Here is a 24,978-nt window from a genome sequence, read left to right on the forward strand (position 1 = left end):
GCGTCGTGTCCCTCATCGCGGCCCCCGCCCCGTCCAGTGGCGATGGAACTGGCGGAACCGCAGCACGCCCTCGTCGTCCGGGGTGTTGATCGAGCCGTCGGTCTCCTCGGCGTCCCGGTAGATCCGCAGGTCCGCCCGGGTTCCCCACCAGTGCTGGAGCCGGTAGGCCCAGAAGACCGGGGCGGAGCCCAGCAGGCCGCCGGCCCGTGGCACGACGGTCCAGCCGTGCATCGTGGTCCTGTCCCGCGCCACCGGCGTCACGGCCAGCAACTCGTGTGCGACCGGCCGGTCGTCGAGCTCGAAGGTCAGCACCTGGTACGAGGGCGTCGAGCGCAGGTGCAGGCAGAGCCGTCCCAGACCTCCGGGGCGCCTGTCCAGGGGGGCGGGCAGGGCGATCGAGTCCGTGGTGATGCGCGCCCCCATCGTGTGTTTGTTCTCCTCGGCGTCCCAGGTGAGCCGCAGGTCTCCCGCGATGCCGTGGACCACCGGGAAGTGGGGCAGGTCGAAGCCGTTCTCCAGGACCCGGCGGGCCGTGGCGTTGGTGTCGAAGGCGAAGCGGTAGCGCCGGTGGGCCGGCGCCGCCGGGCCGAGGTGCGGGAAGTCCGGCGGCGGGTACTCGGGTTCCGCCGAGCCCCTCCAGGTCCAGACGTAGCCGAGCCCCTCCCAGGAGGGGTGGACCCGGGCCGTGGTGCCGCGCGGCACGCGCCGGGTGGACGGGGCGGCCACGCAGGTCCCCTCCCCGTCGAACCGCCAGTGGTGGAACGCGCACCGCAGATCCCCGTCCACCACCCGGCCCAGCTCCAGTGCGGCCCCCTGGTGGGGGCAGAAACGGTCCATGACCACGGCAGCGCCGTCGCCCGTGCGCCACACCACCACTTCCGTGCCGGCCACGACCGCCGGCCGGGGCCGCCGTCCCACCCGGGTGGAGCGCTCGGCCACGTACCATCCCCGCGCCAGGTCGCGGGGGGCTTCGAGATCGCGGGGCGGCCGGCCCCGCACCGGCGCGGGACTCATGTGCCGGCCTTTCCGTCGGCCGCCGCGCGGTCGACCCATGACTGGTAGTAGCGACGGAACCGGAGGAGCCCGTTGTCGTAGCGCACGTAGACCGTGGGCTGAGCGTTGCGGGTCGAGTCGTAGACGGGCACGTCCTGGAAGGTCCCCGCCCGGTTCTGGACCCAGAACAGGACGTAGTGGAAGAGGGTGCGGTGCCAGCGTCCCGTGCGGCGCACGCCGGCCCATCCGACCTGCCGAGTGGCCCGGTCCCCCTCGGGGACGATCCCCATGATCACTTTGTAGATCTCGGTGCCGTCCACGTACGCCGTGAAGCGCTGCCCACCGGGCCAGCCGTCGACCAGCAACTGCATGCGGCGGCCCATCGCGAACGTGGAGACGACGGCGGTCAGCCAGGCGAACGGGGCGCGGCGCAGCGGCGGCCGCCACGGCCGTCCGGAGAACCGGACGCCGAACCAGGCGTCGTCCCGCGACAGCGGCGGGCCGTTGTCCGCCGCCTCGGACTGGGCGGTCAGGACGCGGAAATCCACCTCCTCCAGGTCGAGTCCGTGCAGGGCGCTGAAGTGCTGGTGGTCGACCGCGTTCTCCAGCAGCTGCCGGACCGTCCCGGTGGTCGCGTCGTCGTAGTGGAAGCCGAGGTAGCGGCGGGGCCTGTCGGAAAGGGCGGGAAACTCCGGCAGTTCGAAGAGGGGCTCGGCGGATCCGTACCAGACCCAGACGAATCCGTGCGCCTCGCGGGTCGGGTAGGACCGCGTCCGGGCGGTCGTGGGGATGCGCGAGACGCCCGGGATGGCGGAGCAGGCGCCGTTCCCGTCGAACCGCCAGTGGTGGAAGGGGCAGCGCAGTTGCCCGTCGACGACGTCGCCCAGACCCAGGTTGGCGCCCTGGTGGGGGCAGTGCGCCGTGACGCACCGTGCCGTTCCCCGTCCGTCACGCCACAGCACCACCTCGCGTCCGAACAGCCGCATCCGGTGCGGTCCCTTGCCCAGCCGCGAACCTCTGATCGCCGCGTACCAGGAAGCGGCGATGTTCGCCCCCGCGGGGTTCGGCGGGAGGGCCGAGACGGGAGTGGTCTCCAGCTCCTCCCCGGAGCCGTCGGCGCCGATCATGCGGCGGCCCGGTCGTGGACGACCTGAGCGGCCCACCGGAGCATGGACGCGCGCTCGCCGAAGGCGTCGAGTTCCGACACGGCGTGCGCGATCAGTTCGCGTACCCGCTGCCGCGCCTTCTCCACGCCCATCAGCCGGGGGTACGTCCATTTCCCCGCGGCCCGGTCCTGGCCGACCTCCTTGCCGAACTCGTCGAAGGTCGACGTCTCGTCGAGTATGTCGTCCACGATCTGATAGGCGAGCCCGAGGTCTCTGGCATACGTCGTCAGACGCGCTATGTCCTCCTGTGACGCGCCTCCGAGTATCGCCCCGGTGACCACCGAGGCCTCGATGAGCGCCCCGGTCTTCTTGATGTGCATCTCCTCCACGGTCCACGGGTCGACCTGGTCGAGTCCCTGGCAATGGAGGTCGAGCGCCTGGCCGCCGGAAAGCCCGGACGGGCCGACCACCTCGATCAGTTTGGCCATGACGCCCAGAAGTTTCTCCGGACGCAGGGTTTCGGCGTTGTGGAGAATGAACTCCAGCGCGTACGCGAGAAGCGCGTCTCCTGCCAGCAGTGCCATTCCCTCACCGAAAACCCGGTGATTGGAGGGGCTGCCGCGGCGGAAGTCGTCATCGTCCATGGACGGCAGGTCGTCGTGGATGAGCGACGCCGTGTGCAGCATTTCCAGGGCACAGGCCGTGGGCAGTGCAGTGGCCACATCGGTGTCGAACATCTCGAAGGCCAACAGGCACAGGGTGGGCCGGATACGCTTTCCGTCGGCCAATAAGGAATAGGCCATCGCCTCACGCAGCCTGGGCGGCCCCACCGAGTCCACCGAGGAACGCAGCCGTTCGTTCACCTGGCGGCGGAAATTCTCCATCGGGACGGGATAGTCCACGTCCTCCTGGGTGTTGCCTACGGGCAATGACATGAGCGTTCACTTCCCCCGTGTATTCGCTGAACGAGTCATCGACTGACTGGGTACGGACGTGGTGCGGCCGGTCGCCAGGACCTCTTGCTCAGAGAAATGACGGCCGGCCAGGTGCGCTGCGGGACAGCGACCGATGGTCGGCCGGGCCGGTCACCGTGCTGTCGCCGGCCACGCTCAGCCGCTTCAGCCAGCGGTCCGTGCCGTCGTATCGCGGCTGGAAGGCACGACGGCCGTGCACGGCGCGGTAGTTGTCCACGATGAGCACGTCTCCCTCGCCGACCACCAGGTTCCGTTGGGCGCGGCTCAGCTCGTCGACGATCGCGGCCAGGGCTTCGGCGGCCTCGTCGTCGCCGGGCAACGCGGTGGTGTAGGGCGCGTCGATCCGCAGGCACGGGGAGCCGGGAGTGCCGAAGAGGAGGGCGACCGGCTCCGGGTCCTCGTTCATCGCGTGGGCGCGCCGCAGGATCTCGCTGCCGGGAGCGTAGTCGGCCAGCTGGCGCAGATGCTCCAGGTCCGGGCGGATCAGGAAGCGCTTCTCGCGCAGCACGGACCGGTGGCGTTCGCTCAGCCGCACGGCGTGGACGCTGCCGATCGTGGTGGGCACGCCGTCGGGATTCCGGATGCCGAGCAGTGCCAGGTAGCGGCACCGGTCCTGGTGGAAGCCGTCCTCCGTGTGCCACTCCAGGGCGACCGAGCCGTGACCGCTCTGCTCCTGGCGGTCGCTCTCGACGGGGACCAGGTTCTGCACCATCCGTCCGCGCTGGATGGTGGGCCACGCGAAGATCGCGCCCAAGCAGGAGGCCGCCAGGGCCAGTTGCGCCTCCTCCGGATCCTGGCGGGTGTCGTCCAGGCCTTCCTGCCAGGTGAGCGGGGTGGGCCCGCACCGGTCCGGGTCCACCCGAACGCCCGAGATGCGCAGCGCGCACAGCGTGGGGGATTCCCGGATTTCCTGCAGAACGGCACGCAGCGACGCCGGTATTCGACGGGCGTACTCTTCCACTCCCTTGTAGAAGGAGGGAATCGAAGGCGATCCTTGGGCGGTCAGCGCGGCACGGGCTGTCGCGTGTAATTCATCTGCTTCTGCGGCGGACAGCGAATGCTCTAAAACGGCGTCCAATGCATACCCCCGTGGTCTGGACGACAACCATTTGCGGCAGGTCTTGCAGCTGAGCCTGAGCTGTAGAAGTCGATATGGTACACCATATTGACCACCCGTTCGGACGGCCGCAACCCGGAATTTCCCCTTCCGCCACGGTGGTTGTGCGCCCGCAGGCCATATGGATCATGCGGTTTCGGCTCTAGGAGGCTGGATTGAGCAGCATCAGAACCCTGAGGTTGTCGGCTTCTGGGCGGGTCAAACGCCTGTTGACCTCGGCCGTCGCCCAAGTCGCCCCGCCGTTGCGCCGCGGTACCGAAACGGCCGTCGGTGAAGGCATCCACCGCCCTGTCCTCGGGTCCTCCCTGAAATGGCAACTTCAGGCCACGCCCGCGCGCTTGACAGTGCGCTACCTGGCATCCGCGATGAAACGCGGACGTCTCGCGTCCCTTGCTCCGGAGCCTGTGGGAGGGCGGATTTTCGGCCAACTTTCAGGGCTTAGGGACGCCTGTATCGAAAGAGTTCTCGCACGTCTCTGCGCCCGTATTCCCGAGGGCGCGCAGCTGCATCAGGACATCGCGGAACTGGCCGAAACCGAATTCGCGGTCCGCCGGGGGGTCGCGGAACCGAGGCAGCTGCGGCGCCTCATGGAACTGGCCCCCAGCGAACTGCGCCTCGTCCGCGACCTCGGCCGGTCGTGGGACCGCCCCGGTGCCGAGGCGCTCCGCGAGGCGCTCCGGCCCGCCGAGACCCTGGCCTATGTCGCGTGGGACGTGACGCGGTACGCGACCGGCCCCGAGGCGATCAAGCGCACCAACATCTACGCGGCCTTCATCGACACCCACGGTGCCGCGGCCGCGGACCGGCTGCGCGATGAAGTGGCCGACTTAAGGGCCCAGTTGGAGAAACGGCTGCAGTCCGTCGGCGCCGCGGACCGGGAACGGCTCCAGCGGGCGGTGGCACTCCACTGCGCCCCCGCCTGGGGCGACTATCCGGAACCGGCGTCCGAACGGCACGAGGAGGAGGCCGCGGCCGACGGAGTGTCGAGCGCCGTCGTCCTGTTCGGCATGCTGTGCGTGGTCGGTTGGCTGGTCGCCTACGTGGCGATCATCTACCGGGGCTTCGCCGACCAGACCTACGGCGTGCCGCTCGCCGCTCTCTTCGCCAACCTGACCTGGGAGTTCGCCTACGGCTTCCTCCTCGACCCGCTGGGTGACTACTTCCACACCGCGAGCATCTTCGGGTTCCTGGTCGACGCCGTGATCGCCTGGCAGGTGTGGAAGTACGGCGCGGCGCAGTTCCCGGACAGCGCGCTCGGGCGCTACTTCCGCCCGCTGTTCGGCCTGTTCGTGGCCGTCGCCCTGTCGGTCAACTACCACGCCTTCATCGACCTGGCCGATCCCGACGGGGAGTACACCGGGTTCGGGATCAACCTGATGATGTCGATCCTGTACATCAAGATGCTGGAGGACCGCGGGTCGCCCGCCGGCCAGTCGATGTACATCGCCCTCGGCAAGTGGCTGGGCACGCTGTGCGCCTGGATCGCCACGGCACTCACCGTCACCACCTCGCCGCAGCGGACCTGGCCGACGAGTTGGTCCGACTTCGGGCGCAAGGCGCTGGGCAACCGCTCGTACCCGCTGACCCCGCTGATCAACGTGATGTACGGGTGGACGTTCCTCCTCGACGCCGCCTACTGCGTCCTCCTCCACCGCCGTCTCCGAGCCGCCGGCATGTCGCCCTGGCGCCGGTTCTAGGAAGGGAATGCCCGTGAACGCGAGCCGCCAACAGGTCGTCGACTACTTCGAGGGAACACGCTGGGACTACCGCCACCTGTGGCGCAGCGAGAAGGCCGGGGCCCTGCACTTCGGCTTCTACGACCAGGGGATCCGGAACCACGTCACCGCACTGCGGCGTATGACCGGCTACCTGGCGTCCGTCGTCGGGATCACCCCCGAGGACCGCATCATGGACGCCGGCTGCGGGATCGGCGGGTGCGTGATCCGCATCGCCGAACGGTTCGGCTGCCGGGCGACCGGCGTGAACATCACCCCCTTCCAGGTCACGGCCGCCCGGGAGGCTGCCCGTCGGGCGGGCGTCGAGGACAACGTGGAGTTCGTGGAGGCCGACTTCACCGACACCGGGCTCCCCGCGGGCTCGCACACCGTCGTATGGGCGCTGGAGAGCGTCGTTCACGTCGACGACAAGGAGGCCTTCGTCCGCGAGGCCCACCGGGTGCTGGCTCCCGGCGGCCGGCTGATGATCGCCGAGTACCTGGTCCGCGAGGACCCCGCGCTCACCCCGGCCGAGGAGGACGAGCTGCGGACCTGGTGCCAGGGGTGGGCGATGCCCGGTCTGCTCTCGGAGGCCGAGTACGAGCGGCTGTTGCGCAAGCAGGGCTTCGAAGAGATACGAATCCTCGACATCTCCCACCATGTCGCCCCCTCGCTGCGGCGGCTGGGATGGCTGGTGCGGCTGCTCGGCCCCACCGCCCCGGCCTTCCGGCGGATCGGAGTGCTGGCTCCGGTACCGGCCGACAACCTGATCGCGTCCGCGGCGCAGATCCGGATGTTCGACGCCGGCGCCTGGCGCTACAAGGTCGTCACGGCCAGGAAGCCCGGCGACGCCGACTCGGCCGCGGGCACCCCCGCCGAGCCCGCCCCGTGACCGGGGCCGAGGCCCCGGCCCGGGCGGTGGCCGCCTCCCGGCTCCTCGTCGCATCGGCGGTCTCGGCGGTGGCGCTCCTGGTGCTGACCGTGCAGGTGACGGCCCGGAGCGATGCCCTCAGGACGTTCGACGCCGACGCCCGCGCTTGGGCCGAGCGTTCGCTCGGGGCGCCGGACGGGCCTTGGGCGGGCGCCGGCGGGTGGGCGGACCTGGCGGGCTCGGCCCTGCTCGCCGCGGGTGTGCTCGGGGTCCTCGGCCTGCTGCTGTGGCGTCGGCGCCTCGGCGCCGCCCTCTGGGTGCTGGCCGCACTGAGCGTGCAGTTCGCCGCCGAGATGCTGCTCGAACCCCTGGTGGGGCGGCCCGCCCCGGTCCCGGCCGACGGCGGGCCCCAGGACGCCGGGTTCAGCTTCCCGTCCGGCCACATGGCCTCCGCGACCCTCGTCCTGGTGGTGGTGCTGGTGATGGTGCGCGGGGGCACGTGGCGGTGGTGGCTGTCCCTGGGCGCGGGCGCGCTCCTCGTGTCGGCCGTCGGCGTCTCCCGCGTCCTGGCCGAAGCCCACCACGCCGCCGACGTCGCGGGGGGCTGCCTGCTGGGACTGACGGTCGGCTGTGCGGTCGCCTGGGGCCTCGACGCCCGAGATCCGAACTCCTGCGGAAGGGAAGCCAGATGAACACTCCGGCCGGCCTGGCGGCGACTCCCCTGGGGAAGGCCGCGGGCATCGTGCGGGACTACGTCCTGGGGATGTACTACGTAGTGGACGAGGTGCCGCGCCGACAGCGCCTGCGGCTGACGCCCGTGCTGCTCGGCGTCGAGTACCTGGTCTATCGCGTCGACTCGCTGGCCGAACGGAACGCGGCGGTGGACCTCGACGCCGTGCGGGGCAGCGACTACGAGGCGTTCCACACCTACAAGAGGGCCTTCGAGAAGGCGCTGCGGCTCCTGAGGGCGTGGAACGACGATGTGGCCTTCCTCGTCGACGAGGCGGAGCGGTTCATCCGGCTGGAGAACGGCACCACGTCGCGCGGCACCGCCACCCGGGAGGACGTCCTCGCCATGGTCGAGCTGCGGCCCACCGACGTGCGCCTGCTGCGCGCCATGACCTTCGCCCTGCGCGGGCGTCCGATGGATCCGGCGACCCGGGACCTGCTCTGGCCGGTGGAGGTGCTCGCCGACATCGCCAACGACCTGCGGCACTACGAGCAGGACGTCGCCGCGGGCACCCTGAACGTCTACGCCGCCTTCGTGGAACTCTTCGGGGACGCGGCCGCCACGGAGCTTCGACGCGAGGTCGACCGCTACGAGGCGATGTTCCTGGAGCGCCTGTCGGCGCTGCCGCCCGAGCGGCGGGCACGGATCGCCGACGTCTGCCGGCGCCGCTACGCGGAAGCCGTGGGGCCGTACCCCCGGACCGCCGGCCACCGCCCTGCCCCCGCGCCTGCTTCCCCCTTCGGCACGGGCCTGCGCAAGGGCGTCGCCGTGGGCGGTGCGCTGACCGTGGGCGCGCTCGCCGCGGCGGCGTACCGGCGCGGCAGGACGCCGGCCTCGCCCACGCCCGTCCCCTTACCGCCCCACATCGAGAGAGGACACACCTCATGAGCGGCGCGACGCGTCGGACACCGGTCATGTTCAATCCGCTCTCCGACGGATTCATGGAGGACCCGCACCCCCACTACGCCGAGATACGCCGGCACGCACCGGTGCATGCGCACCCGGGGGGATTCTGGGTGGTTTCCCGGTACAAGGACGTGGAGGTCTTGCTGCGCGCGGACCACTCCGTCGACAAACGCAACGCGCGGGGCGCCGACGACGCCCGCCGGTCGCCGCGCCTCAAGGGGCTCGCGCTGATCGACCAGGACCCCCCGCACCACACCAGGCTGCGCAGGCTCGTCTCCCAGGCGTTCACCCCCCGCGCGATGAGCGGCATCGAGCCGGTGGTGCGCGACCTGGTCGACACGGCGCTGGACGGCCTGGACTCGGCCGGGGGAGGGGATCTCGTGGAAACCCTCGCCTTCCCCCTCCCGTTCGCCGTGATCACCCGGATCCTCGGCATGCCCCCGGTCGACACCGTGCGCCTGCGCGAGCTGACCAGCCTGCTGATCCGACTGGGAGAGCCCGGGGCCGGCGCCGAGGCCGATGTCGAGGCAGCCGACGCCGAGATGGTGGACCTGGTCTCCGACGCGATCTCCCGCAAGCGGCGGGACCGCGCCGACGACCTGCTCACCGCCCTCATCGACGCGGAGGACGACGGCGACCGGCTCAGCCACGACGAACTGGTCGCCCAGGTCGCGATGATCTACGTCGCCGGCTACGAGACGACCGTCAACCTGATCTCGGGCGGGATCCTCGCGCTGCTGCGCCATCCCGACCAGCTCGGCCTCCTCCGCGCCACACCCGGCCTCGATCGCAACGCCGTCGAGGAACTGCTCCGCTACGAGCCGCCCGTCCACCTCGCCCGGCGCGTCACGCTCCACGCCCAACTACTGGGCGACCACGAGATCCCGGCCGGTTCGGTGGTCCTCGCGAGCCTGGCGGGGGCCAACCGCGACGAGGAGTTCTGGGGCCCGGACGCCGACCGCCTGCGGCTGGACCGCGAGAACGCCCGTCGTCACGTCTCGTTCGGCGGAGGCGCCCACTACTGCATCGGCGGCGCGCTGGCCCGGATCCAGGCCCGGATCGCCATCGGCGAGCTGGTCCGCCGCTTCCCCGGCCTGGAACAGGCCGAGGAGGTCCGCTGGAACGGACTGCTGAGCCTCCGGGGGCCCGCACGTCTCGCGGTCCGTTTCTGACCTGGCGGTACCGCCTGAGGCGAGGAGGCGAGGGCCCGGGGAACGGCCCCGGCGGCACTGGAGCGGACGCTCTCGGCCGTCCCTCGGCATCGTGCCCTCCGGCGCCTCGCTGTATAACGGTATGCAGTGACCGGGTGACGTGAATAGACCTAGGGGGAGCAGGCCATGAGCGGGACCAGCGGGGCCGGTGCGCGAGGTGGGACGGACGGGACCGACAGCCCGGCCGCACGGCTCCAGGCGCTCTTCGAGGGGCACCGGCTGACGCCGACCCAGCGGCGCATCGCGCACAGTATGGTGCGCCGCGCGTCCGAGGTGCCCTTCCTGTCGAGCGTCGAGCTGGCCGAGGTGGCCGGGGTCAGCCAGCCGTCGGTGACCCGCTTCGCCGTCGCCCTCGGCTTCGACGGCTACCCGGCGCTCCGTCGCCATCTGCGCGAGGTCGCCCCCGCGGAACCGGTCGCGGACACCGGCGCCGTCAACGAGTACCAGCAGGCCGTGGCCGCCGAGATCGAGAACCTGCGGCACCTCGCGGAGGTACTGGCCGACCCGGCGCCGGTGCGGGAGGCGGGCCGGCTGCTCGCCGGGAGCCGGCCGCTGCCGGTGCTCGGCCTGCGGGCCGCCGCCGCCCAGGCGCACGGCTTCGCCTACTTCGCGGCCAAGGTCCACCCGGACGTCCGGCTCCTCGGCGAGGGCGGCACCATGCTCCACGACCGCGTCGACGCCGCCGTCCGGGCCGGGGCGCGCACGCTGCTCTGCTTCGCCCTGCCCCGGCACCCGCGCGAGGTCGTCGAGGCGCTCGCCCACGCCAAGGAGGCCGGGCTCACGGTGGTGACCGTCGCCGACTCCGCCTTCGCGCCGGTCGCCAAGGTGTCCGACCTGCTGCTGCCCGCCGCCGTCGGAACCGGCCTCGCCTTCGACACCGCCTGCGCGCCGATGCTGCTCGGCCGGGTGCTGCTGGAGGCGATGTGCGACGACCTGCCGGACGCGCAGGCCCGGTTGGAGGAGTTCGACGCCAAGGCCGCGGCGCGGGGGCTCTTCGTGGACTGACCCGGGAGTTCCCCGGGAGTTCCCCGGGAGTGCCCCGGAGGTGACCCGGACGGCGGACGGGTTCTCAGGTTCGTCTCAGCTTGCCCCGTTACAGTGCGGCGCCTGACACACCCTTCAGACGCATCGCACAGGCAGGAACGAGACAGGAGGCAGGACGTGGCGCGCGGAGGACAGGTGGGGCTGGCTCGGGTCGCCGTCGTCGTACGGGCGGGCGCCGCACCACTGTGGTGGCTGGGCGTTTTCGCGGCGGGCATCGGCGTGCTGGTGCCGGGGCTCACCGGACGTCGGATCGGGGTGCTGGCGGGCGCCGCGCTCTTCATCGTCGCCGCGGCCGTCGTGGCGTGGGTGCGGCGGCGGCGCTACACCGCCCTGGCCGGCTCGGCCGCCCGCGCGGGCAAGCACGACGTGCTTCAGGACCGCCGGGTCACCGTGCGCAACTGGCGCCGGGGCCACCGCTGGTGGCTGCTCCTCGCCTTCCTCGCCGCCCTCGGCGGCGCCTTCGCCGTGCCCGCGGCCGGCGGGCTGCTGCTGGCCGGCTGCGGCGCCGGGCTGTGGCTCAAGTCCGCCTGGATCGGCCGCCGCGAACAGGCCGAGGACGCCCTGCTGTGGGTCCGGGTGGACTGGCTCGCCGACAACGCCGGCCGCCCCGCGGGCAAGACGGTCAAGGCCTACCGCAGCACGGGCATCGCGGCGGGCGACGCGGCACCGGGTGGAGCGAGGCGCAAGACGGTGGTCTCCGTCTGACGGCGGTGCGGGTCTGAGGGCGGTGCCCGTCTGACACGGGTGCCGGTCTTGACGCATGCGCGGGCGCGGTACGCGGCGCCCGCCTGGTAGCGGCGGGCCGGGGCGTCGAGGCGCTCCGGCCCCTGGGGTTGCCCGCGCCGACGCCGGAACCAGCGAAGCCGCCCGCGCCGCGGAGCCGCTCGCCCCGCGAAGGCGGGCAGCATGGGCCCGCATGCGCGGGCGCGGTGCGCGGCGCCCGCCCGGTAGTGGCGGGCCGGGATGTCGAGGCGCTTCGGCCCCTGGGGTTGCCCGCGCCGACGCCGGAACCAGCGAAGCCGCCCGCGCCGCGGAGCCGCTCGCCCCGCCAAGGCGGGCAGCATGGGCGTCCCCCGCGCCGTCACCGGGGATCGAGGCCCCCGAGCAGCCCCTGCCCGACGGCCGCCGCGCCGTCACTCACGTGCGTCTCCACGACGCTGCAGCCTGCCCTGACGCCCTCTTCCCGCACTCGCACCCGCACCGCGCGGGGCACGGCCCTGTTGACTAGCTCTATTCAGGAGGCGAGGATATGAATATCCGTAGCAACAATCCGCCGGGAGCAAGCCACCAGGAGGCAGACCATGTCCGGACCTCGTCCTGTCCGAGCGCCACGCGGTACCGAGCCGAGCGCGCTGGGCTGGCAGCAGGAGGCCGCCCTGCGGATGCTGCAGAACAACCTCGATCCGGAGGTCGCCGAGCACCCCGACAAGCTCGTCGTCTACGGCGGCACGGGGAAGGCGGCCCGCGACTGGCGCTCCTTCGACGCGATGGTGCGGACGCTGCGCACCCTCAAGCAGGACGAGACGATGCTCGTCCAGTCCGGCCGCCCGGTCGGCGTCATGCAGACCCATGAGTGGGCCCCGCGGGTCCTCATCGCCAACTCCAACCTGGTCGGCGACTGGGCCAACTGGGAGGAGTTCCGCCGCCTGGAGGCCCTCGGCCTGACCATGTACGGGCAGATGACGGCCGGCTCCTGGATCTACATCGGCACCCAGGGCATCCTCCAGGGCACCTACGAGACCTTCGCCGCCGTCGCCGCCAAGAAGTTCGGCGGCACCCTCGCCGGGACCATCACCCTCACCGCCGGCCTCGGCGGCATGGGCGGCGCCCAGCCGCTGGCCGTCACCATGAACGACGGCGTCGTGATCTGCGTCGACTGCGACCCGCGCGCCATCGACCGCCGCATCGAGCACCGCTACCTCGACGTCAGGGCCGACTCCCTCGACCACGCCCTCCAGCTGGCCACCGAGGCCCGGGACCGGCGCAAGCCGCTGTCCATCGGGGTCCTCGGCAACGCCGCCGAGCTGGTCCCGCAGCTCCTCGCCATGGGCGCCCCGATCGACATCGTCACCGACCAGACCTCGGCCCACGACCCGCTGGCCTACCTGCCCACCGGCATCGCCTTCGAGGACATGGCCGACGCCGCCGAAAAGGACCCGGCCGGCTTCACCACCCGGGCCCGCGAGTCCATGGCCCGGCACGTCGAGGCCATGGTCGGCTTCCAGGACGCCGGTGCCGAGGTCTTCGACTACGGCAACTCCATCCGCGGCGAGGCCCAGCTCGCCGGGTACGACCGGGCCTTCGCCTTCCCCGGCTTCGTACCGGCCTACATCCGCCCCCTGTTCTGCGAGGGCAAGGGCCCCTTCCGGTGGGCCGCCCTGTCCGGCGACCCCGCCGACATCGCCAAGACCGACAAGGCGATCCTCGACCTCTTCCCGGAGAACGAGTCCCTGGCCCGCTGGATCAAGATGGCGGGGGAGCGGGTCCACTTCCAGGGCCTGCCCGCCCGCATCTGCTGGCTCGGCTACGGCGAGCGCGACAAGGCCGGTGAGCGGTTCAACGACATGGTCGCGAGCGGCGAGCTGGCCGCCCCGATCGTCATCGGCCGCGACCACCTCGACTGCGGCTCCGTCGCCTCCCCGTACCGCGAGACCGAGGCCATGCTCGACGGCTCCGACGCCATCGCGGACTGGCCGCTGCTCAACGCCATGGTCAACGTGGCCTCCGGCGCCTCCTGGGTCTCCCTCCACCACGGCGGCGGCGTCGGCATGGGCCGCTCCATCCACGCCGGGCAGGTCACCGTCGCCGACGGCACCCCGCTCGCCGGGGAGAAGATCCGCCGGGTCCTCACCAACGACCCCGGCATGGGCGTCATCCGGCACGTCGACGCCGGGTACGACATCGCCGAGTCGGTCGCCGGGGAGCGGGGCGTGCGGGTGCCGATGCGCGAGGGCCGCGAGGGCAGCGACGCGCGCGAAGGTGACGGCGCGTGAGCTTCCACAGCATGTGGGCGGAGCTGCTGCCGGTCGGCCGCAGCTCCGCCTCCGGCGGTTATCGCCGCTACGCCTGGACCGGCGCCGACGCCGACTGCCGGACCTGGTTCCAGGAGCAGGCCGAGGCACGCGGGCTCACCTACGAGACCGACCGCAACGGCAACCAGTGGGCCTGGCTCGGCGACCCGGCCGCCGGGAACGCCGTCGTCACCGGGTCCCACCTGGACTCCGTGCCCGACGGCGGCGCCTTCGACGGCCCCCTCGGCGTCGTCTCCGCCTTCGCCGCCCTGGACGAACTGCGCGGGCGGGGAGCGCGGTTCACCAGGCCGCTGGGCATCGTCAACTTCGGCGACGAGGAGGGCGCCCGCTTCGGCCTCGCCTGCGTCGGCTCCCGGCTCACCTCCGGCGCGCTCACCGTCGAGCAGGCCCACCGCCTCACCGACGGCGACGGCATCACCCTCCCGCGGGCCATGGAGTCCGCCGGGTACGACCCGGACACCCTCGGCCCCGATCCCGAACGGCTCGCCCGCATCGGCGCCTTCGTCGAACTCCACGTCGAACAGGGCCGCGCCCTCGACCTGTCCGGCGACCGGATCGGCATCGCCTCCGCCATCTGGCCGCACGGACGCTGGCGGTTCGACTTCCGCGGCGAGGCCAACCACGCCGGCACCACCCGCATCGCCGACCGGCACGACCCGATGCTGCCGTACGCCGAAACCGTCCTCGCCGCCCGCCGCGAGGCCGAACTCGCCGGTGCCGTCGCCACCTTCGGCAAGGTCGGCGTCGAACCCAACGGCGTCAACGCCATCCCCTCCCTGGTGCGCGGCTGGCTCGACTCCCGCGCCGCCGACCAGGCGAGCCTGGACACCGTGGTCACCGGCATCGAGAAGGCCGCCCGCGAGTACGCCGCCGCCCACGGCGTGGACCTCGACGTCGTCCGCGAGTCCTTCACGCCCGTCGTCGACTTCGACCACGCCCTGCGCGACGAACTCGCCCGCATCCTGGGCACGGAGACGGAACTGAAGGTCCCCGTCCTCGGCACCGGCGCCGGACACGACGCCGGAATCCTCTCCGACCGCATCCCGACCGCCATGCTGTTCGTACGCAATCCCACCGGCGTCTCGCACTCCCCGGCCGAGTACGCCGCCGAGGACGACTGCGTGGCCGGGGTGAACGCACTCGCCGACGTACTGGAAGGGCTGGCCTGCACGTGACCACCTCCGAGCGGACCCGCACGTACTGGCTGGAGCACGCCTGGCTCGGCACCCATGTCGAGCCGGACGTCGCCGTGCAGGTGGCGGACGGCCGCATCACCGCCGTCCACCAGGGCGTCGCCACCCCGCCGCCCGGCGCCGAGATCCTGCGCGGACTGACCCTGCCGGGACTGGCCAACGCCCACTCGCACGCCTTCCACCGGGCCCTGCGCGGCACCGTGCAGGTCGGCTCCGGCACCTTCTGGACCTGGCGCGAGGTGATGTACTCCGTCGCCGACCGGCTGACCCCGGACACCTACCGCGCCCTCGCCCGCGCCGTGTACGCCGAGATGGCACTGGCCGGCATCACCACCGTCGGCGAGTTCCACTACGTCCACCACGCGCCCGGAGGCACCCCCTACGCCGACCCCAACGCGATGGGCGAGGCCCTGATCGAGGCCGCCGCCGAAGCCGGTGTCCGCATCACCCTCCTCGACACCTGCTACCTGTCCTCCGGCTTCGGCGAGCCCCCCAACACCCACCAGCTCCGCTTCTCCGACGGCACGGCTCAGGCCTGGGCCGAACGCTGTTCAGTTCTCAAGGAACGGGATCACGCACGGATCGGGGCCGCGATCCACTCCGTACGGGCCGTGCCCGCGGAGCAGTTGGAGACCGTGGCGCAGTGGGCGGAGGCGCGGCGGGCCCCGCTGCATGTGCACCTGTCCGAGCAGACCGCAGAGAACGACGCCTGCCGGCAGGCCCACGGCTGCACGCCCACCCGGCTCCTCGCCGACCACGGTGTGCTGGGCGCCCGCACCACCGGCGTCCACAACACCCACCTCACCGACGAGGACATCGCCCTGCTCGGCGGCAGCCGCACCGGCACCTGCATGTGCCCCACCACGGAACGGGACCTCGCCGACGGCATCGGACCCGCCCCCGCCCTCCAGCGGGCGGGCTCCCCGCTCTCCCTCGGCTCCGACAGCCACGCCGTCGTCGATCTGCTGGAGGAAGCGCGCGCCATGGAGCTGAACGAGCGCCTGCGCACCCGCGCCCGCGGCCACTGGACCGCCGCCGCACTGCTGCGTGCCGCCACCGCCGACGGCCACGCCGCCCTCGGCTGGGACGACACCGGCCGCATCGAGGCCGGAGCCCGCGCCGACCTCACGACGATCGCGCTGGACTCGGTCAGGACCGCGGGGCCGCTGCCCAGGCTCGGCGCCGAGACGGCCGTATTCGCCGCGACGGCAGCGGACGTACGGCACACGGTCGTGGGCGGGCGGCACGTCGTACGCGACGGGGCGCACGCCCTCGTACCGGATGTGCCGCAGGCCCTGGCGCGGGCCGTCGAAGCCCTGCGCGCCTGACCACCCGACCCCGCCCCCACGAGGACGTCACGGACACCATGAGCAGCAGCACCGTCATCACCAACATCGCCGCACTCGTCACCAACGACCCCTCCCTCGGCGACCACTCCCCGCTCGGTCTGGTCCGGGACGCGGCCCTCGTCATCGAGGGCGACCGCGTCGTGTGGACCGGTGAATCAAGCAAAGCACCCGCCACTGACAATCGGGTCGACGCCGGTGGCCGGGCGGTCCTGCCCGGCTTCGTGGACTCCCACTCCCACCTCCTCTTCGCGGGCGACCGCACCGAGGAGTTCAACGCCCGCATGTCCGGCCGTCCCTACAGCGCGGGCGGCATCCGCACCACCGTCGCCGCCACCCGCGCCGCGAGCGACGCGGAACTGGAGGCCGGGCTCACCCGCTACCTCGCGGAGGCGCTGCGCCAGGGCACCACCACCTTCGAGACCAAGTCCGGCTACGGCCTGACCACCGCCGACGAGTCCCGCGCCCTGCGCGTCGCCGCCCGCCACACCGACGAGGTCACCTTCCTCGGCGCCCACGTCGTCGCCCCCGAACTCGCCGACGACCCCGCCGCCTACGTCGACCTGGTCACCGGCGAGATGCTCGACGCCTGCGCCCCGCACGCCCGCTGGATCGACGTGTTCTGCGAGAAGGGCGCCTTCGACGGCGACCAGGCCCGCGCGATCCTCACCGCGGGCAGGGCGAAGGGACTGCACCCCCGCATCCACGCCAACCAGCTCTCCTACGGCCCCGGCGTCCGGCTCGCCGTCGAGCTCGACGCCGCCAGCGCCGACCACTGCACCCACCTCACCGACGCCGACGTGGACGCCCTCGCGGGCAGCCGTACGGTCGCGACCCTGCTGCCCGGCGCCGAGTTCTCCACCCGCGCCCAGTGGCCCGACGCCCGGCGCCTCATCGACGCCGGTGCCACGGTCGCGCTCTCCACCGACTGCAACCCCGGCTCGTCCTTCACGTCCTCCGTGCCCTTCTGCATCGCGCTCGCCGTACGGGACATGGGGATGACGCCGGACGAGGCGGTCTGGTCGGCCACCGCCGGCGGTGCCGCGGCCCTGCGCCGCGACGACGTCGGCCGCCTCACCCCGGGCGCGTACGCCGACCTGACGCTGCTGGAAGCCCCGAGCCACGTGCACCTGGCCTACCGGCCGGGGGTGCCGCTGGTCGCGGGAGTGTGGCGGCGGGGCGTACGTAAGGTGTGAGCACATCGAGCGTCGACGGGACCGGGGGACGGGGCGGATGGCGAGGCACTGGCGGGCGTGGGGGGCGCCGTTCCTGGTGAACCTGCTGCTCGGCGTTCCGGCCGTGGTGCCGATCTGGCTCGTCTGGTACCTGCTGGCGAACGGGCCGCTGGCCGAGTTCGGCGGGCCCATGCGCAACCCGACGGAGAACGACGGCCTGCTGCCCATGCTGGTGGTCATCGTCCCGGTGGTCGCGCTGTTCGGGATCATCTGGTGGCTGGCCAACCAGCCCCTGCGGCGCAGGACCGCCCTCGCCCCGCGCTCGTTCTGGCTGCTGTGCGTCCTGGTGCCGTTCCTGCCGACGGCCGCCCTGATCGCCCACTCGGTGTGAAGGGGCCACGGCAGCCCGAAGGGGGCGGCCCTGCCTCGGACCGCCCCCTGGAGGGCAAGCGTCACACGGTGGTGCCGGGGACTACTCCTCGACCGTGAGCCCCTTGCGCAGCCGTACGAGGGTCCGCGACAGCAGCCGCGAGACGTGCATCTGGGAGATGCCCAGCTCCTCGCCGATCTCCGACTGGGTCATGCCGGCGACGAAACGGAGCGAGAGGATCTTCCGGTCCCGCGAGGGAAGTTCGGCGATCAGCGGCTTCAGCGACTCGACGTACTCGATGCCCTCGAGCCCGTGGTCCTCGTAGCCGATGCGGTCGGCGAGCGCGCCCTCCGCGTCGTCCTCCTCGGGCTGGGCGTCCAGCGAGGAGGCGGTGTAGGCGTTGGACGCCGCCATGCCCTCGACGACCTCGTCCTTGGACAGGCCGAGGTGCTCGGCCAGCTCGGTCACCGTGGGGGCGCGGTCAAGGCGCTGGGCCAGCTCGTCGCCGGCCTTCGCCAGGTCGAGCCGCAGCTCCTGGAGGCGTCGCGGGACGCGCACGGACCACGAGGTGTCGCGGAAGAAGCGCTTGATCTCGCCGATGATGGTCGGCATCGCGAACGTGGGGAACTCCACACCGCGCGACAGCTCGAAGCGGTCGATCGCCTTGATCAGGCCGATGGTGCCGACCTGGATGATGTCCTCCATCGGCTCGCTGCGCGAGCGGAAGCGGGAGGCGGCGAACTTGACCAGCGCGAGGTTCAGCTCGACGAGCGTGTTGCGTACGTACGCGTGCTCGTGGGTGCCTTCCTCCAGCGACTCCAGCCGCTCGAAAAGGGTCTTGGACAGGGCCCTGGCGTCCGCCGGAGCGACCTCGTCGTACGCGGGGATGTCCGGAAGCCCGGCGAGTACGCCGTCGTGGTCGACGGCGGCGTCGTGGTGCTCGATGGGATCCAGATGTTCCGGAGGGAGTGTCGACGTCGCTTGGTGGGTACGCGATCCGTCGAGCCGGGGTGACATGATGTCCTCCATCGTTCTCGGCATGCGGCTGCCGAAGCCAAATACGTGCACTGCGGTGTGCGGCGCCTCCAAAGCCGGCCGTGTCGGTTTACGTGTCCTACTAGCCCTACCGGGTTTACCGAGCCGACCGCAAGTGTGTTATGTGCAGGTATGTCCGTTTGTGTGCGGTTGTTCGGGTGTCGGAGTGCGGTGGGTTGGCGTAGTGTTCGAGGGCGTCAGCAGCAGTCACGACCTCGGGAGAGAGAAACGGCATGGACCGCGGGACGGTCGGCAGTGCCCAGTCGGGCCGGCTTCTGGTCGAGGTACGGGAAGAGGGCCCCAGTGCCGTCGTGACACCGGCGGGTGAGCTGGATCACCACACCGCCGATCTGTTGCGCGAGCCGCTGGAGGAGTGTCTCGCCAAGGGATTCAACCGGCTCGTCGTGGACTGCTCACGGCTGGAGTTCTGCGATTCCACGGGGCTCAACGTCCTGCTCGGTGCCCGGCTGAAGACGGAGGCCGCGGGAGGCGGAGTGCATCTGGTGGCCATGCAGCCGGTGGTGGCCCGCGTGTTCGAGATCACGGGGGCCGAAGCGGTCTTCACCCTTCACGACACGCTTGAGGCCGCTCTGGCCGACGCGTCCGACTGAGCCGTCCTTGTCCGGCCGACGGAGGGGCGCGTGCGCATCCCGGGGCGGGTGTTTTCGAGCGCACCGGGTTTCGTGCGCAATACAGGGGTGTTCGTACGGCCCCGTCGGGCAGGAGAGACCCTGAACCGGCTGTGTACGACTTTGCTGTCTACGACTTTGAAACATGAACTGGTGAATCGGTGAGGTGAAGCGCTGATGAGCACCACCCGGCCCTACTCGCCGGGCGACCGCGGTCCGGAGCCCAGCGGCGCTTCCGGGGCGTCCGAGGGGGGCGCGACCGGGGGGTCCGACGGGGGAGTGCCCGCCGGGCAGGCTGCGATGCTGGGGGCCTCCGCTCCCGCGCCCGCGGCTGCCTCGGGAGCGGCGTCCGCGTCCCCGCCCGCGTCCGGGGAGGGCGGCGGACGGCAGGCCCGCAGACTGACCTTCGAGGACGCGACCGGGGTCGTCCCGCTGGCCCGTGATTTCACCCGCGAGGCGCTGTACGCCTGGGGCTGGCTGCCCTCCGCCACCGCGGACCAGCGGGCCGCCGCCGAGGACGTACTGCTCGTGGTGTCCGAGCTGGTCACCAACGCCTGCCTGCACGCCGAGGGGCCGGACGAACTGCGGATCACCTGCGAGAAGAAGGTGATCCGGCTGGAGGTCTCCGACCGGGGTACGGGGCAGCCGTCGCCGCGGACTCCGCACCGTGCCGGGCGCCCGGGCGGCCACGGGATGTTCATCGTGCAGCGGCTGTGCCTGGACTGGGGCGTCGTGCGGACGCCGGGGGTCGCGGGCAAGCGGGTGTGGGCGGAGCTGGGCGCCCCGGCGTAGGCGCGAGCCTGCCGCGCTCGCGCCGGTTCGCCCACCCGCCGACCCTTCTCGGCAGGCCAAGCAGCCGGCCTCCTGGGGCTCCGCCCCAGACCCCGGCGGGGACTTTGTCCCTGCACCCCTTGGTCGACCGTCTCGGTAGGCCGAGCAGTCGGCCTCCTGGGGCTCCGCCCCAGACCCCGGCGGGGACTTCGTCCCTGCACCCCTACGCCGACCGTCTCGGCAGGCCGAGCAGCCAGCCCTCTGGGGACCTCGTCCCGGCCCCCGGCCGGGGCTTCGCCCTGGGCCCCAGTGGGGAGCGTGTCCCGACGTCCCTGGGGCCCGCCCCAGATCCCGTGGGGACCGTGTCCCCCTGCACCCTCGCCGGGCTGTGCCCGGCCCTCGTTGGGCTCCGCCCTGACCCTTGGACTGCCTGCTGCCTGCCCTGGGATCCCTGGTGGGGACCGTGTTCCCCGGCCCCCTCGCCCGGGGCTGCCCCGGCCTTCTCCTCGGGCTTCGCCTGGCCCTCCCCGGCCGCCCGCTGCCCGCCCGGGCTTCGTCCTGGCGCCTGCGGCCTCCGAGGGGCCGTCCCTGCGTTGCTCGTTCGTGCCCCCATGGCCCGGTCTCGTGGGGTGCCGTGACCCGCTGAAAAGCCGGGAGGGGCACCTCATCCACCGGATGAGGTGCCCCTCCGCGAAAGGCGGCCGCCCGCAGGGCTCAGCGCACGTCGCCCATGAGTTCCTTGACGCGCTTGCGGTACATCCAGATCGCGATGCCCGCGACCACCGCGAGGGTCGCCTCGGCGGCGACGATGCCCGTCTTGTTGAGGTCGACGCCGGCGATGGAGAGCAGACCGGTCGTGGCGTCACCGGCGGTGACGGCCAGGAACCAGACGCCCATCATCTGCGAGGCGTACTTCACCGGCGCCATCTTCGTCGTCACCGACAGGCCGACCGGGGAGAGCATCAGCTCACCGCAGGTCTGGACGAAGTAGATCGCCACCAGCCACATCGCCGCCGCCTTGTGGCCGCCCTCCGCGATGCCCAGCGGGGCCAGGAAAAGGAAGAAGGACGCGCCGACCAGGACCAGGCCGCCGCAGAACTTGACGACGGTGCTCGGCTCCTTGCCGCGGCGGGCGAGCGCCAGCCACAGCGTGGCGAAGACCGGGGCCAGGGCCATGATGATGACCGGGTTGACCGACTGGTACCAGGAGACCGGGAAGTCCCAGCCGAAGACGCTGTTGTCGGCCGAGGAGTCGGCGAACAGCGACAGGGTCGAGCCGCCCTGGTCGTAGATCATCCAGAACACGGCGGCGGCGACGAAGAACCAGATGTACGCCGACATCTTGGACTGCTCGGCGCGGTCCAGGGACTTGTCGCGCTTGATGTTGGTCAGCACCAGCACCGGGATGATCACGCCGAGCAGGGTCAGCGGGACCAGGATCCAGTTCAGGGTGTAGTGGCCGGAGAAGCCGACGATCGCGTAGAAGACGACGGCCAGCGCGGCCCAGAAGGCGGCCTTGCGCAGCGTCGAGGTCTTCTCCTCCACGGACAGCGGCTTCGGGACCACGCTGGAGTGCGGGGCCAGGTGGCGGCTGCCGATCAGGAACTGGAGCACGCCCAGGCCCATGCCGACCGCGGCGAGCGCGAAGCCCAGGTGCCAGTTGACGTTCTCGCCGATGGTGCCGATGGTCAGCGGTGCCGCGAAGGCACCGAGGTTGATGCCCATGTAGAAGACGGTGAACCCACCGTCGCGGCGCGGGTCGTCGGGGCCGTCGTAGAGCTGGCCGACCATCGTGGAGATGTTGGCCTTCAGCAGACCCGAGCCGATGGCGACCAGACCCAGGCCCGCGTAGAACGTGCCGGAGGACGGCAGCGCCAGCGTGAGGTGGCCGAGCATGATCACACCGCCGGCGATGGCGACGGTCTTGCGGGGGCCCCAGACCCGGTCGCCGAACCAGCCGCCCGGCATCGTGAGCAGGTACACCAGCGAGAGGTACACCGAGTAGATCGCGGTCGCGGTGCCGGCGCCGAGGCCGAGGCCACCCGGGGCGACGAGGTACAGCGGGAGCAGAGCCCTCATGCCGTAGTAGGAGAACCTCTCCCACATCTCGGTCATGAAGAGTGTGGCCAGTCCGCGGGGGTGGCCGAAGAAGGTCTTCTCGGAGCCGGGGGTGCCCGGGGTGACCGAGTCCTTCGTCAGGCTGGACGCCATGGTCGATCCTTGCTGGTCGGGACGCGCTCATGAGGCGATGCGCGCCCGGTGGGGGGCGGCCGGCACCGGCGGCCTTCCCCGCCCTTCCCACGCCTGGGGGATTCCGCTCCGGATTGCGAAGCGGTGGGCGGCGGCCACCGGGATCCACGCCTCGGCGCGCGTCACTGCACGCGGTGAGGCCCGGCCACAGGTCATTCCTTTCAAGGCCGGCCGTGGGGGCCGGCCCGCACACAAAAGTGACCTTCAGCGTCGAACTGTCGCCAAAGGTCCGCGGGGTGCTACAGGCGCTGATTCACCATACGGCAGGACACCGCCCGGTATGGAAGGACTTGAGACACGGATCACAGGTAATAGTGGAACCGCGAACGATCTTTCGAAGGTCCATCACAGGATGGCACCCCACAGCCCCAGGTCCGGACCCGGGGTCGACGGGGCGGGTCGTGCGGCGTCCGTCCGGGGGGTGTCCGGCGGGTGTCCGGCTTGTCCCTTGTACGCCGGCCGTGGCAGCGATCTTGCCCCGGGCGTTGCTCCGAGCGGTCTACCATCAGGCCATGACCCGTGTACTGCTCGCCGAGGACGACGCGTCCATCTCGGAGCCGCTGGCCCGCGCACTGCGCAGGGAAGGGTACGAGGTCGAGGTGCGTGAGGACGGACCCACCGCACTCGACGCCGGGCTGCAGGGCGGCATCGACCTGGTCGTGCTGGACCTGGGCCTGCCGGGCATGGACGGTCTGGAGGTCGCCCGCCGGCTGCGGTCCGAGGGCCATGCCGTGCCGATCCTGATCCTGACCGCGCGTGCCGACGAGGTGGACACCGTCGTCGGCCTGGACGCGGGCGCCGACGACTACGTCACCAAGCCCTTCCGCCTGGCCGAGCTGCTCGCCCGGGTCCGGGCCCTGCTGCGGCGCGGCGCCGTGGAGGCCCCGCAGCCGCCCGCCACCCACGGCGTGCGCATCGACGTCGAGTCGCACCGTGCCTGGATGGGCGAGGAGGAGCTCCAGCTCACCGCGAAGGAGTTCGACCTGCTGCGGGTCCTGGTGCGCGACGCCGGCCGGGTCGTCACCCGCGACCAGCTGATGCGCGAGGTCTGGGACACCACCTGGTGGTCGTCGACCAAGACCCTCGACATGCACATCTCCTGGCTGCGCAAGAAGCTGGGGGACGACGCGGCCAACCCCCGCTACATCGCCACCGTGCGCGGCGTGGGCTTCCGTTTCGAGAAGAACTGAGCGAGCCCCGCGGGGGCCTTCCGGGTAAGAGGACATGCGCCGTCGACTGATCCAGTCCACGCTCGCCGTGGTACTCGTCGTGATCGCCGTCTTCGGCGTCTCCCTCGTCATCGTCGAGACCCGGACCATCAGCAGCACCGCCCAGGAACGGGTCGACCTGGAGGCGGTGCGGCTGGCCAGCATCGTCGACAGCCGGCTCATCGGCACCGGATCCGTCGACGAGGACTTCCTGCGCGAGCAGATCCGCGACGCCCGGTACGCCGTGATCCGCATCCCCGGCGAGCCGGTCATCGAGGTCGGCGACAAGCCGTCCGGAGACGTCCTCCGGGGCAGGGCCACCGGTGAGGAGGGCGAGACGGTCCTCGTCGAGGAGCCCAGCTCCTCGGTCACCCGGGAGGTCGGGCGCACCCTGCTGATCATCGGCCTGGTGGCGCTGCTCGCGGTGATCGCCGCCGTACTGCTGGCGATCCGGCAGGCCAACCGCCTCGCCTCCCCGCTCACCGACCTCGCCGAGACCGCCGAACGCCTCGGCTCCGGCGATCCGCGCCCGCGGCACAAGCGGTACGGCGTCCCCGAGCTGGACCGGGTCGCGGACGTGCTGGACTCCTCCGCGGAGCGCATCGCCCGGATGCTCACCGCCGAGCGCCGGCTGGCCGCCGACGCCTCCCACCAGCTGCGTACGCCGCTGACCGCGCTGTCGATGCGGCTGGAGGAGATCACCCTCACCGACGAGCCGGAGACGGTGAAGGAGGAGGCGACGATCGCGCTGTCGCAGGTGGAGCGGCTGACCGACGTCGTGGACCGGCTGCTCACCAACTCCCGCGACCCGCGCAGCGGCTCCGCCGTCACCTTCGAGCTGGACGACGTCATCCAGCAGCAGATCGCCGAGTGGCGACCGGCCTACCGCGGCGAGGGCCGGGCCATCGTCAGCTCCGGCAAGCGCCATCTGACGGCCGTGGGCACCCCGGGCGCCGTGGCGCAGGTGCTGGCCGCGCTGATCGAGAACTCCCTGATGCACGGCGGCGGCACGGTGGCCCTGCGGACCCGGGTGACCGGCAACCAGGCCGTGGTCGAGGTCACCGACGAGGGCCCCGGCGTCCCGGGCGACCTGGGGGCGCGGATCTTCGAGCGCGCGATCAGCGGGCGCAACTCCACCGGAATCGGCCTCGCCGTCGCCCGCGACCTGGCCGAGGCGGACGGCGGCCGCCTGGAGCTGCTCCAGGGGCGCCCACCGGTCTTCGGGCTGTTCCTGTCCCGTACGCCGCCCTCGAAGAAGTCCTCGGCGGACGGCGGGGAGACGGTGCGCTGAGGCCCCCGGAC

General features: G+C 72.0%; 22 protein-coding genes. 16 read left to right on the plus strand and 6 right to left on the minus strand.

Annotated elements, in window-relative coordinates; all coding sequences use genetic code 11:
• Positions 1-12: 12 nt before the first annotated feature.
• The 4 genes from ACZ56V_RS33195 to ACZ56V_RS33210 form a co-directional block, all read right to left on the minus strand.
• Entirely contained in the window at positions 13-1,014 is a 1,002-nt protein-coding gene (locus tag ACZ56V_RS33195; RefSeq protein ID WP_468947350.1) for a Rieske 2Fe-2S domain-containing protein, read from the minus strand.
• A complete protein-coding gene (locus tag ACZ56V_RS33200; RefSeq protein WP_398915701.1) occupies positions 1,011-2,120 on the minus strand; it encodes a Rieske 2Fe-2S domain-containing protein in 1,110 nt (369 codons plus the stop codon). The genes ACZ56V_RS33195 and ACZ56V_RS33200 overlap by 4 nt, the downstream gene beginning before the upstream one ends.
• Positions 2,117-3,001 (minus strand): polyprenyl synthetase family protein, encoded by an 885-nt coding sequence (locus ACZ56V_RS33205; RefSeq protein ID WP_467379791.1) that lies wholly within the window; start codon positions 2,999-3,001, stop codon positions 2,117-2,119. Before ACZ56V_RS33205 ends, ACZ56V_RS33200 begins: the two co-directional genes overlap by 4 nt.
• 121 nt (positions 3,002-3,122) lie before the next feature.
• Positions 3,123-4,034 carry a TauD/TfdA family dioxygenase gene (locus ACZ56V_RS33210; RefSeq protein ID WP_468947352.1) on the minus strand — a complete coding sequence of 304 codons (912 nt, stop codon included), beginning with the start codon at positions 4,032-4,034 and terminating at the stop codon, positions 3,123-3,125.
• Positions 4,035-4,777: 743 nt separating this feature from the next.
• On the opposite strand from ACZ56V_RS33210, the gene ACZ56V_RS33215 reads away from it, so the two are divergent.
• The 12 genes from ACZ56V_RS33215 to ACZ56V_RS33270 all read left to right on the plus strand — a co-directional run bounded on the left by ACZ56V_RS33215 (position 4,778) and on the right by ACZ56V_RS33270 (position 17,804).
• Positions 4,778-5,887: a transmembrane-type terpene cyclase gene (locus ACZ56V_RS33215; protein ID WP_398915707.1), complete on the plus strand. Its 1,110-nt coding sequence runs from the start codon at positions 4,778-4,780 to the stop codon at positions 5,885-5,887.
• A 13-nt stretch (positions 5,888-5,900) separates the two neighbouring features.
• Positions 5,901-6,797 carry a methyltransferase domain-containing protein gene (locus ACZ56V_RS33220; protein WP_468947355.1) on the plus strand — a complete coding sequence of 299 codons (897 nt, stop codon included), beginning with the start codon at positions 5,901-5,903 and terminating at the stop codon, positions 6,795-6,797.
• Entirely contained in the window at positions 6,794-7,468 is a 675-nt protein-coding gene (locus ACZ56V_RS33225) for a phosphatase PAP2 family protein (protein ID WP_468947356.1), read from the plus strand. Before ACZ56V_RS33220 ends, ACZ56V_RS33225 begins: the two co-directional genes overlap by 4 nt.
• Positions 7,465-8,394 (plus strand): hypothetical protein, encoded by a 930-nt coding sequence (locus tag ACZ56V_RS33230; RefSeq protein ID WP_468947358.1) that lies wholly within the window; start codon positions 7,465-7,467, stop codon positions 8,392-8,394. The genes ACZ56V_RS33225 and ACZ56V_RS33230 overlap by 4 nt, the downstream gene beginning before the upstream one ends.
• Positions 8,391-9,584, plus strand: coding sequence for a cytochrome P450 (locus tag ACZ56V_RS33235; protein ID WP_398915715.1), 1,194 nt, complete (start codon positions 8,391-8,393; stop codon positions 9,582-9,584). Before ACZ56V_RS33230 ends, ACZ56V_RS33235 begins: the two co-directional genes overlap by 4 nt.
• 165 nt (positions 9,585-9,749) lie before the next feature.
• Positions 9,750-10,628, plus strand: coding sequence for a MurR/RpiR family transcriptional regulator (locus ACZ56V_RS33240; protein WP_398915717.1), 879 nt, complete (start codon positions 9,750-9,752; stop codon positions 10,626-10,628).
• 156 nt (positions 10,629-10,784) lie between these two features.
• Positions 10,785-11,372 carry a hypothetical protein gene (locus ACZ56V_RS33245; RefSeq protein WP_468947360.1) on the plus strand — a complete coding sequence of 196 codons (588 nt, stop codon included), beginning with the start codon at positions 10,785-10,787 and terminating at the stop codon, positions 11,370-11,372.
• 596 nt (positions 11,373-11,968) lie between these two features.
• A complete protein-coding gene (gene hutU / locus ACZ56V_RS33250) occupies positions 11,969-13,660 on the plus strand; it encodes a urocanate hydratase (protein ID WP_398915720.1) in 1,692 nt (563 codons plus the stop codon).
• Positions 13,657-14,874 carry an allantoate amidohydrolase gene (locus ACZ56V_RS33255; RefSeq protein ID WP_467379804.1) on the plus strand — a complete coding sequence of 406 codons (1,218 nt, stop codon included), beginning with the start codon at positions 13,657-13,659 and terminating at the stop codon, positions 14,872-14,874. The genes hutU and ACZ56V_RS33255 overlap by 4 nt, the downstream gene beginning before the upstream one ends.
• The gene (locus tag ACZ56V_RS33260) at positions 14,871-16,220 is read left to right on the plus strand and encodes a formimidoylglutamate deiminase (RefSeq protein ID WP_398915724.1); all 1,350 of its coding nucleotides are present in this window, start codon (positions 14,871-14,873) and stop codon (positions 16,218-16,220) included. Before ACZ56V_RS33255 ends, ACZ56V_RS33260 begins: the two co-directional genes overlap by 4 nt.
• Positions 16,221-16,258: 38 nt before the next feature.
• Positions 16,259-17,434, plus strand: a complete 1,176-nt coding sequence (hutI, locus tag ACZ56V_RS33265; RefSeq protein ID WP_467379808.1) for an imidazolonepropionase — start codon at positions 16,259-16,261, stop codon at positions 17,432-17,434.
• Between the two features lie 37 nt (positions 17,435-17,471).
• Complete coding sequence (locus tag ACZ56V_RS33270) at positions 17,472-17,804, plus strand: hypothetical protein (protein WP_398915728.1); 333 nt, start codon at positions 17,472-17,474, stop codon at positions 17,802-17,804.
• Positions 17,805-17,885: 81 nt separating this feature from the next.
• Here the strand turns inward: ACZ56V_RS33270 and ACZ56V_RS33275 are convergent, their stop codons facing one another.
• Positions 17,886-18,812: an RNA polymerase sigma factor SigF gene (locus ACZ56V_RS33275; RefSeq protein ID WP_398915730.1), complete on the minus strand. Its 927-nt coding sequence runs from the start codon at positions 18,810-18,812 to the stop codon at positions 17,886-17,888.
• Positions 18,813-19,051: 239 nt separating this feature from the next.
• On the opposite strand from ACZ56V_RS33275, the gene ACZ56V_RS33280 reads away from it, so the two are divergent.
• Positions 19,052-19,429 (plus strand): STAS domain-containing protein, encoded by a 378-nt coding sequence (locus ACZ56V_RS33280; protein ID WP_398915732.1) that lies wholly within the window; start codon positions 19,052-19,054, stop codon positions 19,427-19,429.
• A gap of 195 nt (positions 19,430-19,624) precedes the next feature.
• On the plus strand, positions 19,625-20,239 hold the full coding sequence (locus ACZ56V_RS33285; protein WP_467379811.1) for an ATP-binding protein: 615 nt from the start codon (positions 19,625-19,627) through the stop codon (positions 20,237-20,239).
• Positions 20,240-20,932: 693 nt separating this feature from the next.
• On the opposite strand, the gene ACZ56V_RS33290 is transcribed toward ACZ56V_RS33285, so the two are convergent.
• On the minus strand, positions 20,933-22,429 hold the full coding sequence (locus ACZ56V_RS33290) for an MFS transporter (protein ID WP_467379813.1): 1,497 nt from the start codon (positions 22,427-22,429) through the stop codon (positions 20,933-20,935).
• 551 nt (positions 22,430-22,980) lie between these two features.
• Here ACZ56V_RS33290 and ACZ56V_RS33295 point away from each other — a divergent pair.
• Together ACZ56V_RS33295 and draK are read left to right on the plus strand one after the other, a co-directional pair.
• A complete protein-coding gene (locus ACZ56V_RS33295) occupies positions 22,981-23,658 on the plus strand; it encodes a response regulator transcription factor (RefSeq protein WP_398915737.1) in 678 nt (225 codons plus the stop codon).
• A gap of 34 nt (positions 23,659-23,692) precedes the next feature.
• Positions 23,693-24,967 (plus strand): two-component system sensor histidine kinase DraK, encoded by a 1,275-nt coding sequence (draK, locus tag ACZ56V_RS33300; RefSeq protein ID WP_398915739.1) that lies wholly within the window; start codon positions 23,693-23,695, stop codon positions 24,965-24,967.
• Positions 24,968-24,978 lie beyond the last annotated feature (11 nt).

The organism is Streptomyces sp. NPDC034099 (assembly GCF_055575415.1).

What these genes read in the sequence shown, in the direction of transcription:
- ACZ56V_RS33200 (WP_398915701.1), bottom strand. Translation starts at nt 2,120, where the DNA reads ATGATCGGCGCCGACGGCTCCGGGGAGGAGCTGGAGACCACTCCCGTC.
- ACZ56V_RS33275 (WP_398915730.1), bottom strand. Translation starts at nt 18,812, where the DNA reads ATGGAGGACATCATGTCACCCCGGCTCGACGGATCGCGTACCCACCAA.
- ACZ56V_RS33295 (WP_398915737.1), top strand. Translation starts at nt 22,981, where the DNA reads ATGACCCGTGTACTGCTCGCCGAGGACGACGCGTCCATCTCGGAGCCG.
- ACZ56V_RS33195 (WP_468947350.1), bottom strand. Translation starts at nt 1,014, where the DNA reads ATGAGTCCCGCGCCGGTGCGGGGCCGGCCGCCCCGCGATCTCGAAGCC.
- ACZ56V_RS33215 (WP_398915707.1), top strand. Translation starts at nt 4,778, where the DNA reads ATGGAACTGGCCCCCAGCGAACTGCGCCTCGTCCGCGACCTCGGCCGG.
- ACZ56V_RS33270 (WP_398915728.1), top strand. Translation starts at nt 17,472, where the DNA reads ATGGCGAGGCACTGGCGGGCGTGGGGGGCGCCGTTCCTGGTGAACCTG.
- ACZ56V_RS33235 (WP_398915715.1), top strand. Translation starts at nt 8,391, where the DNA reads ATGAGCGGCGCGACGCGTCGGACACCGGTCATGTTCAATCCGCTCTCC.
- hutU (WP_398915720.1), top strand. Translation starts at nt 11,969, where the DNA reads ATGTCCGGACCTCGTCCTGTCCGAGCGCCACGCGGTACCGAGCCGAGC.
- ACZ56V_RS33230 (WP_468947358.1), top strand. Translation starts at nt 7,465, where the DNA reads ATGAACACTCCGGCCGGCCTGGCGGCGACTCCCCTGGGGAAGGCCGCG.
- ACZ56V_RS33285 (WP_467379811.1), top strand. Translation starts at nt 19,625, where the DNA reads ATGAGCACCACCCGGCCCTACTCGCCGGGCGACCGCGGTCCGGAGCCC.
- ACZ56V_RS33280 (WP_398915732.1), top strand. Translation starts at nt 19,052, where the DNA reads ATGGACCGCGGGACGGTCGGCAGTGCCCAGTCGGGCCGGCTTCTGGTC.
- ACZ56V_RS33290 (WP_467379813.1), bottom strand. Translation starts at nt 22,429, where the DNA reads ATGGCGTCCAGCCTGACGAAGGACTCGGTCACCCCGGGCACCCCCGGC.
- hutI (WP_467379808.1), top strand. Translation starts at nt 16,259, where the DNA reads ATGAGCAGCAGCACCGTCATCACCAACATCGCCGCACTCGTCACCAAC.
- ACZ56V_RS33240 (WP_398915717.1), top strand. Translation starts at nt 9,750, where the DNA reads ATGAGCGGGACCAGCGGGGCCGGTGCGCGAGGTGGGACGGACGGGACC.
- draK (WP_398915739.1), top strand. Translation starts at nt 23,693, where the DNA reads ATGCGCCGTCGACTGATCCAGTCCACGCTCGCCGTGGTACTCGTCGTG.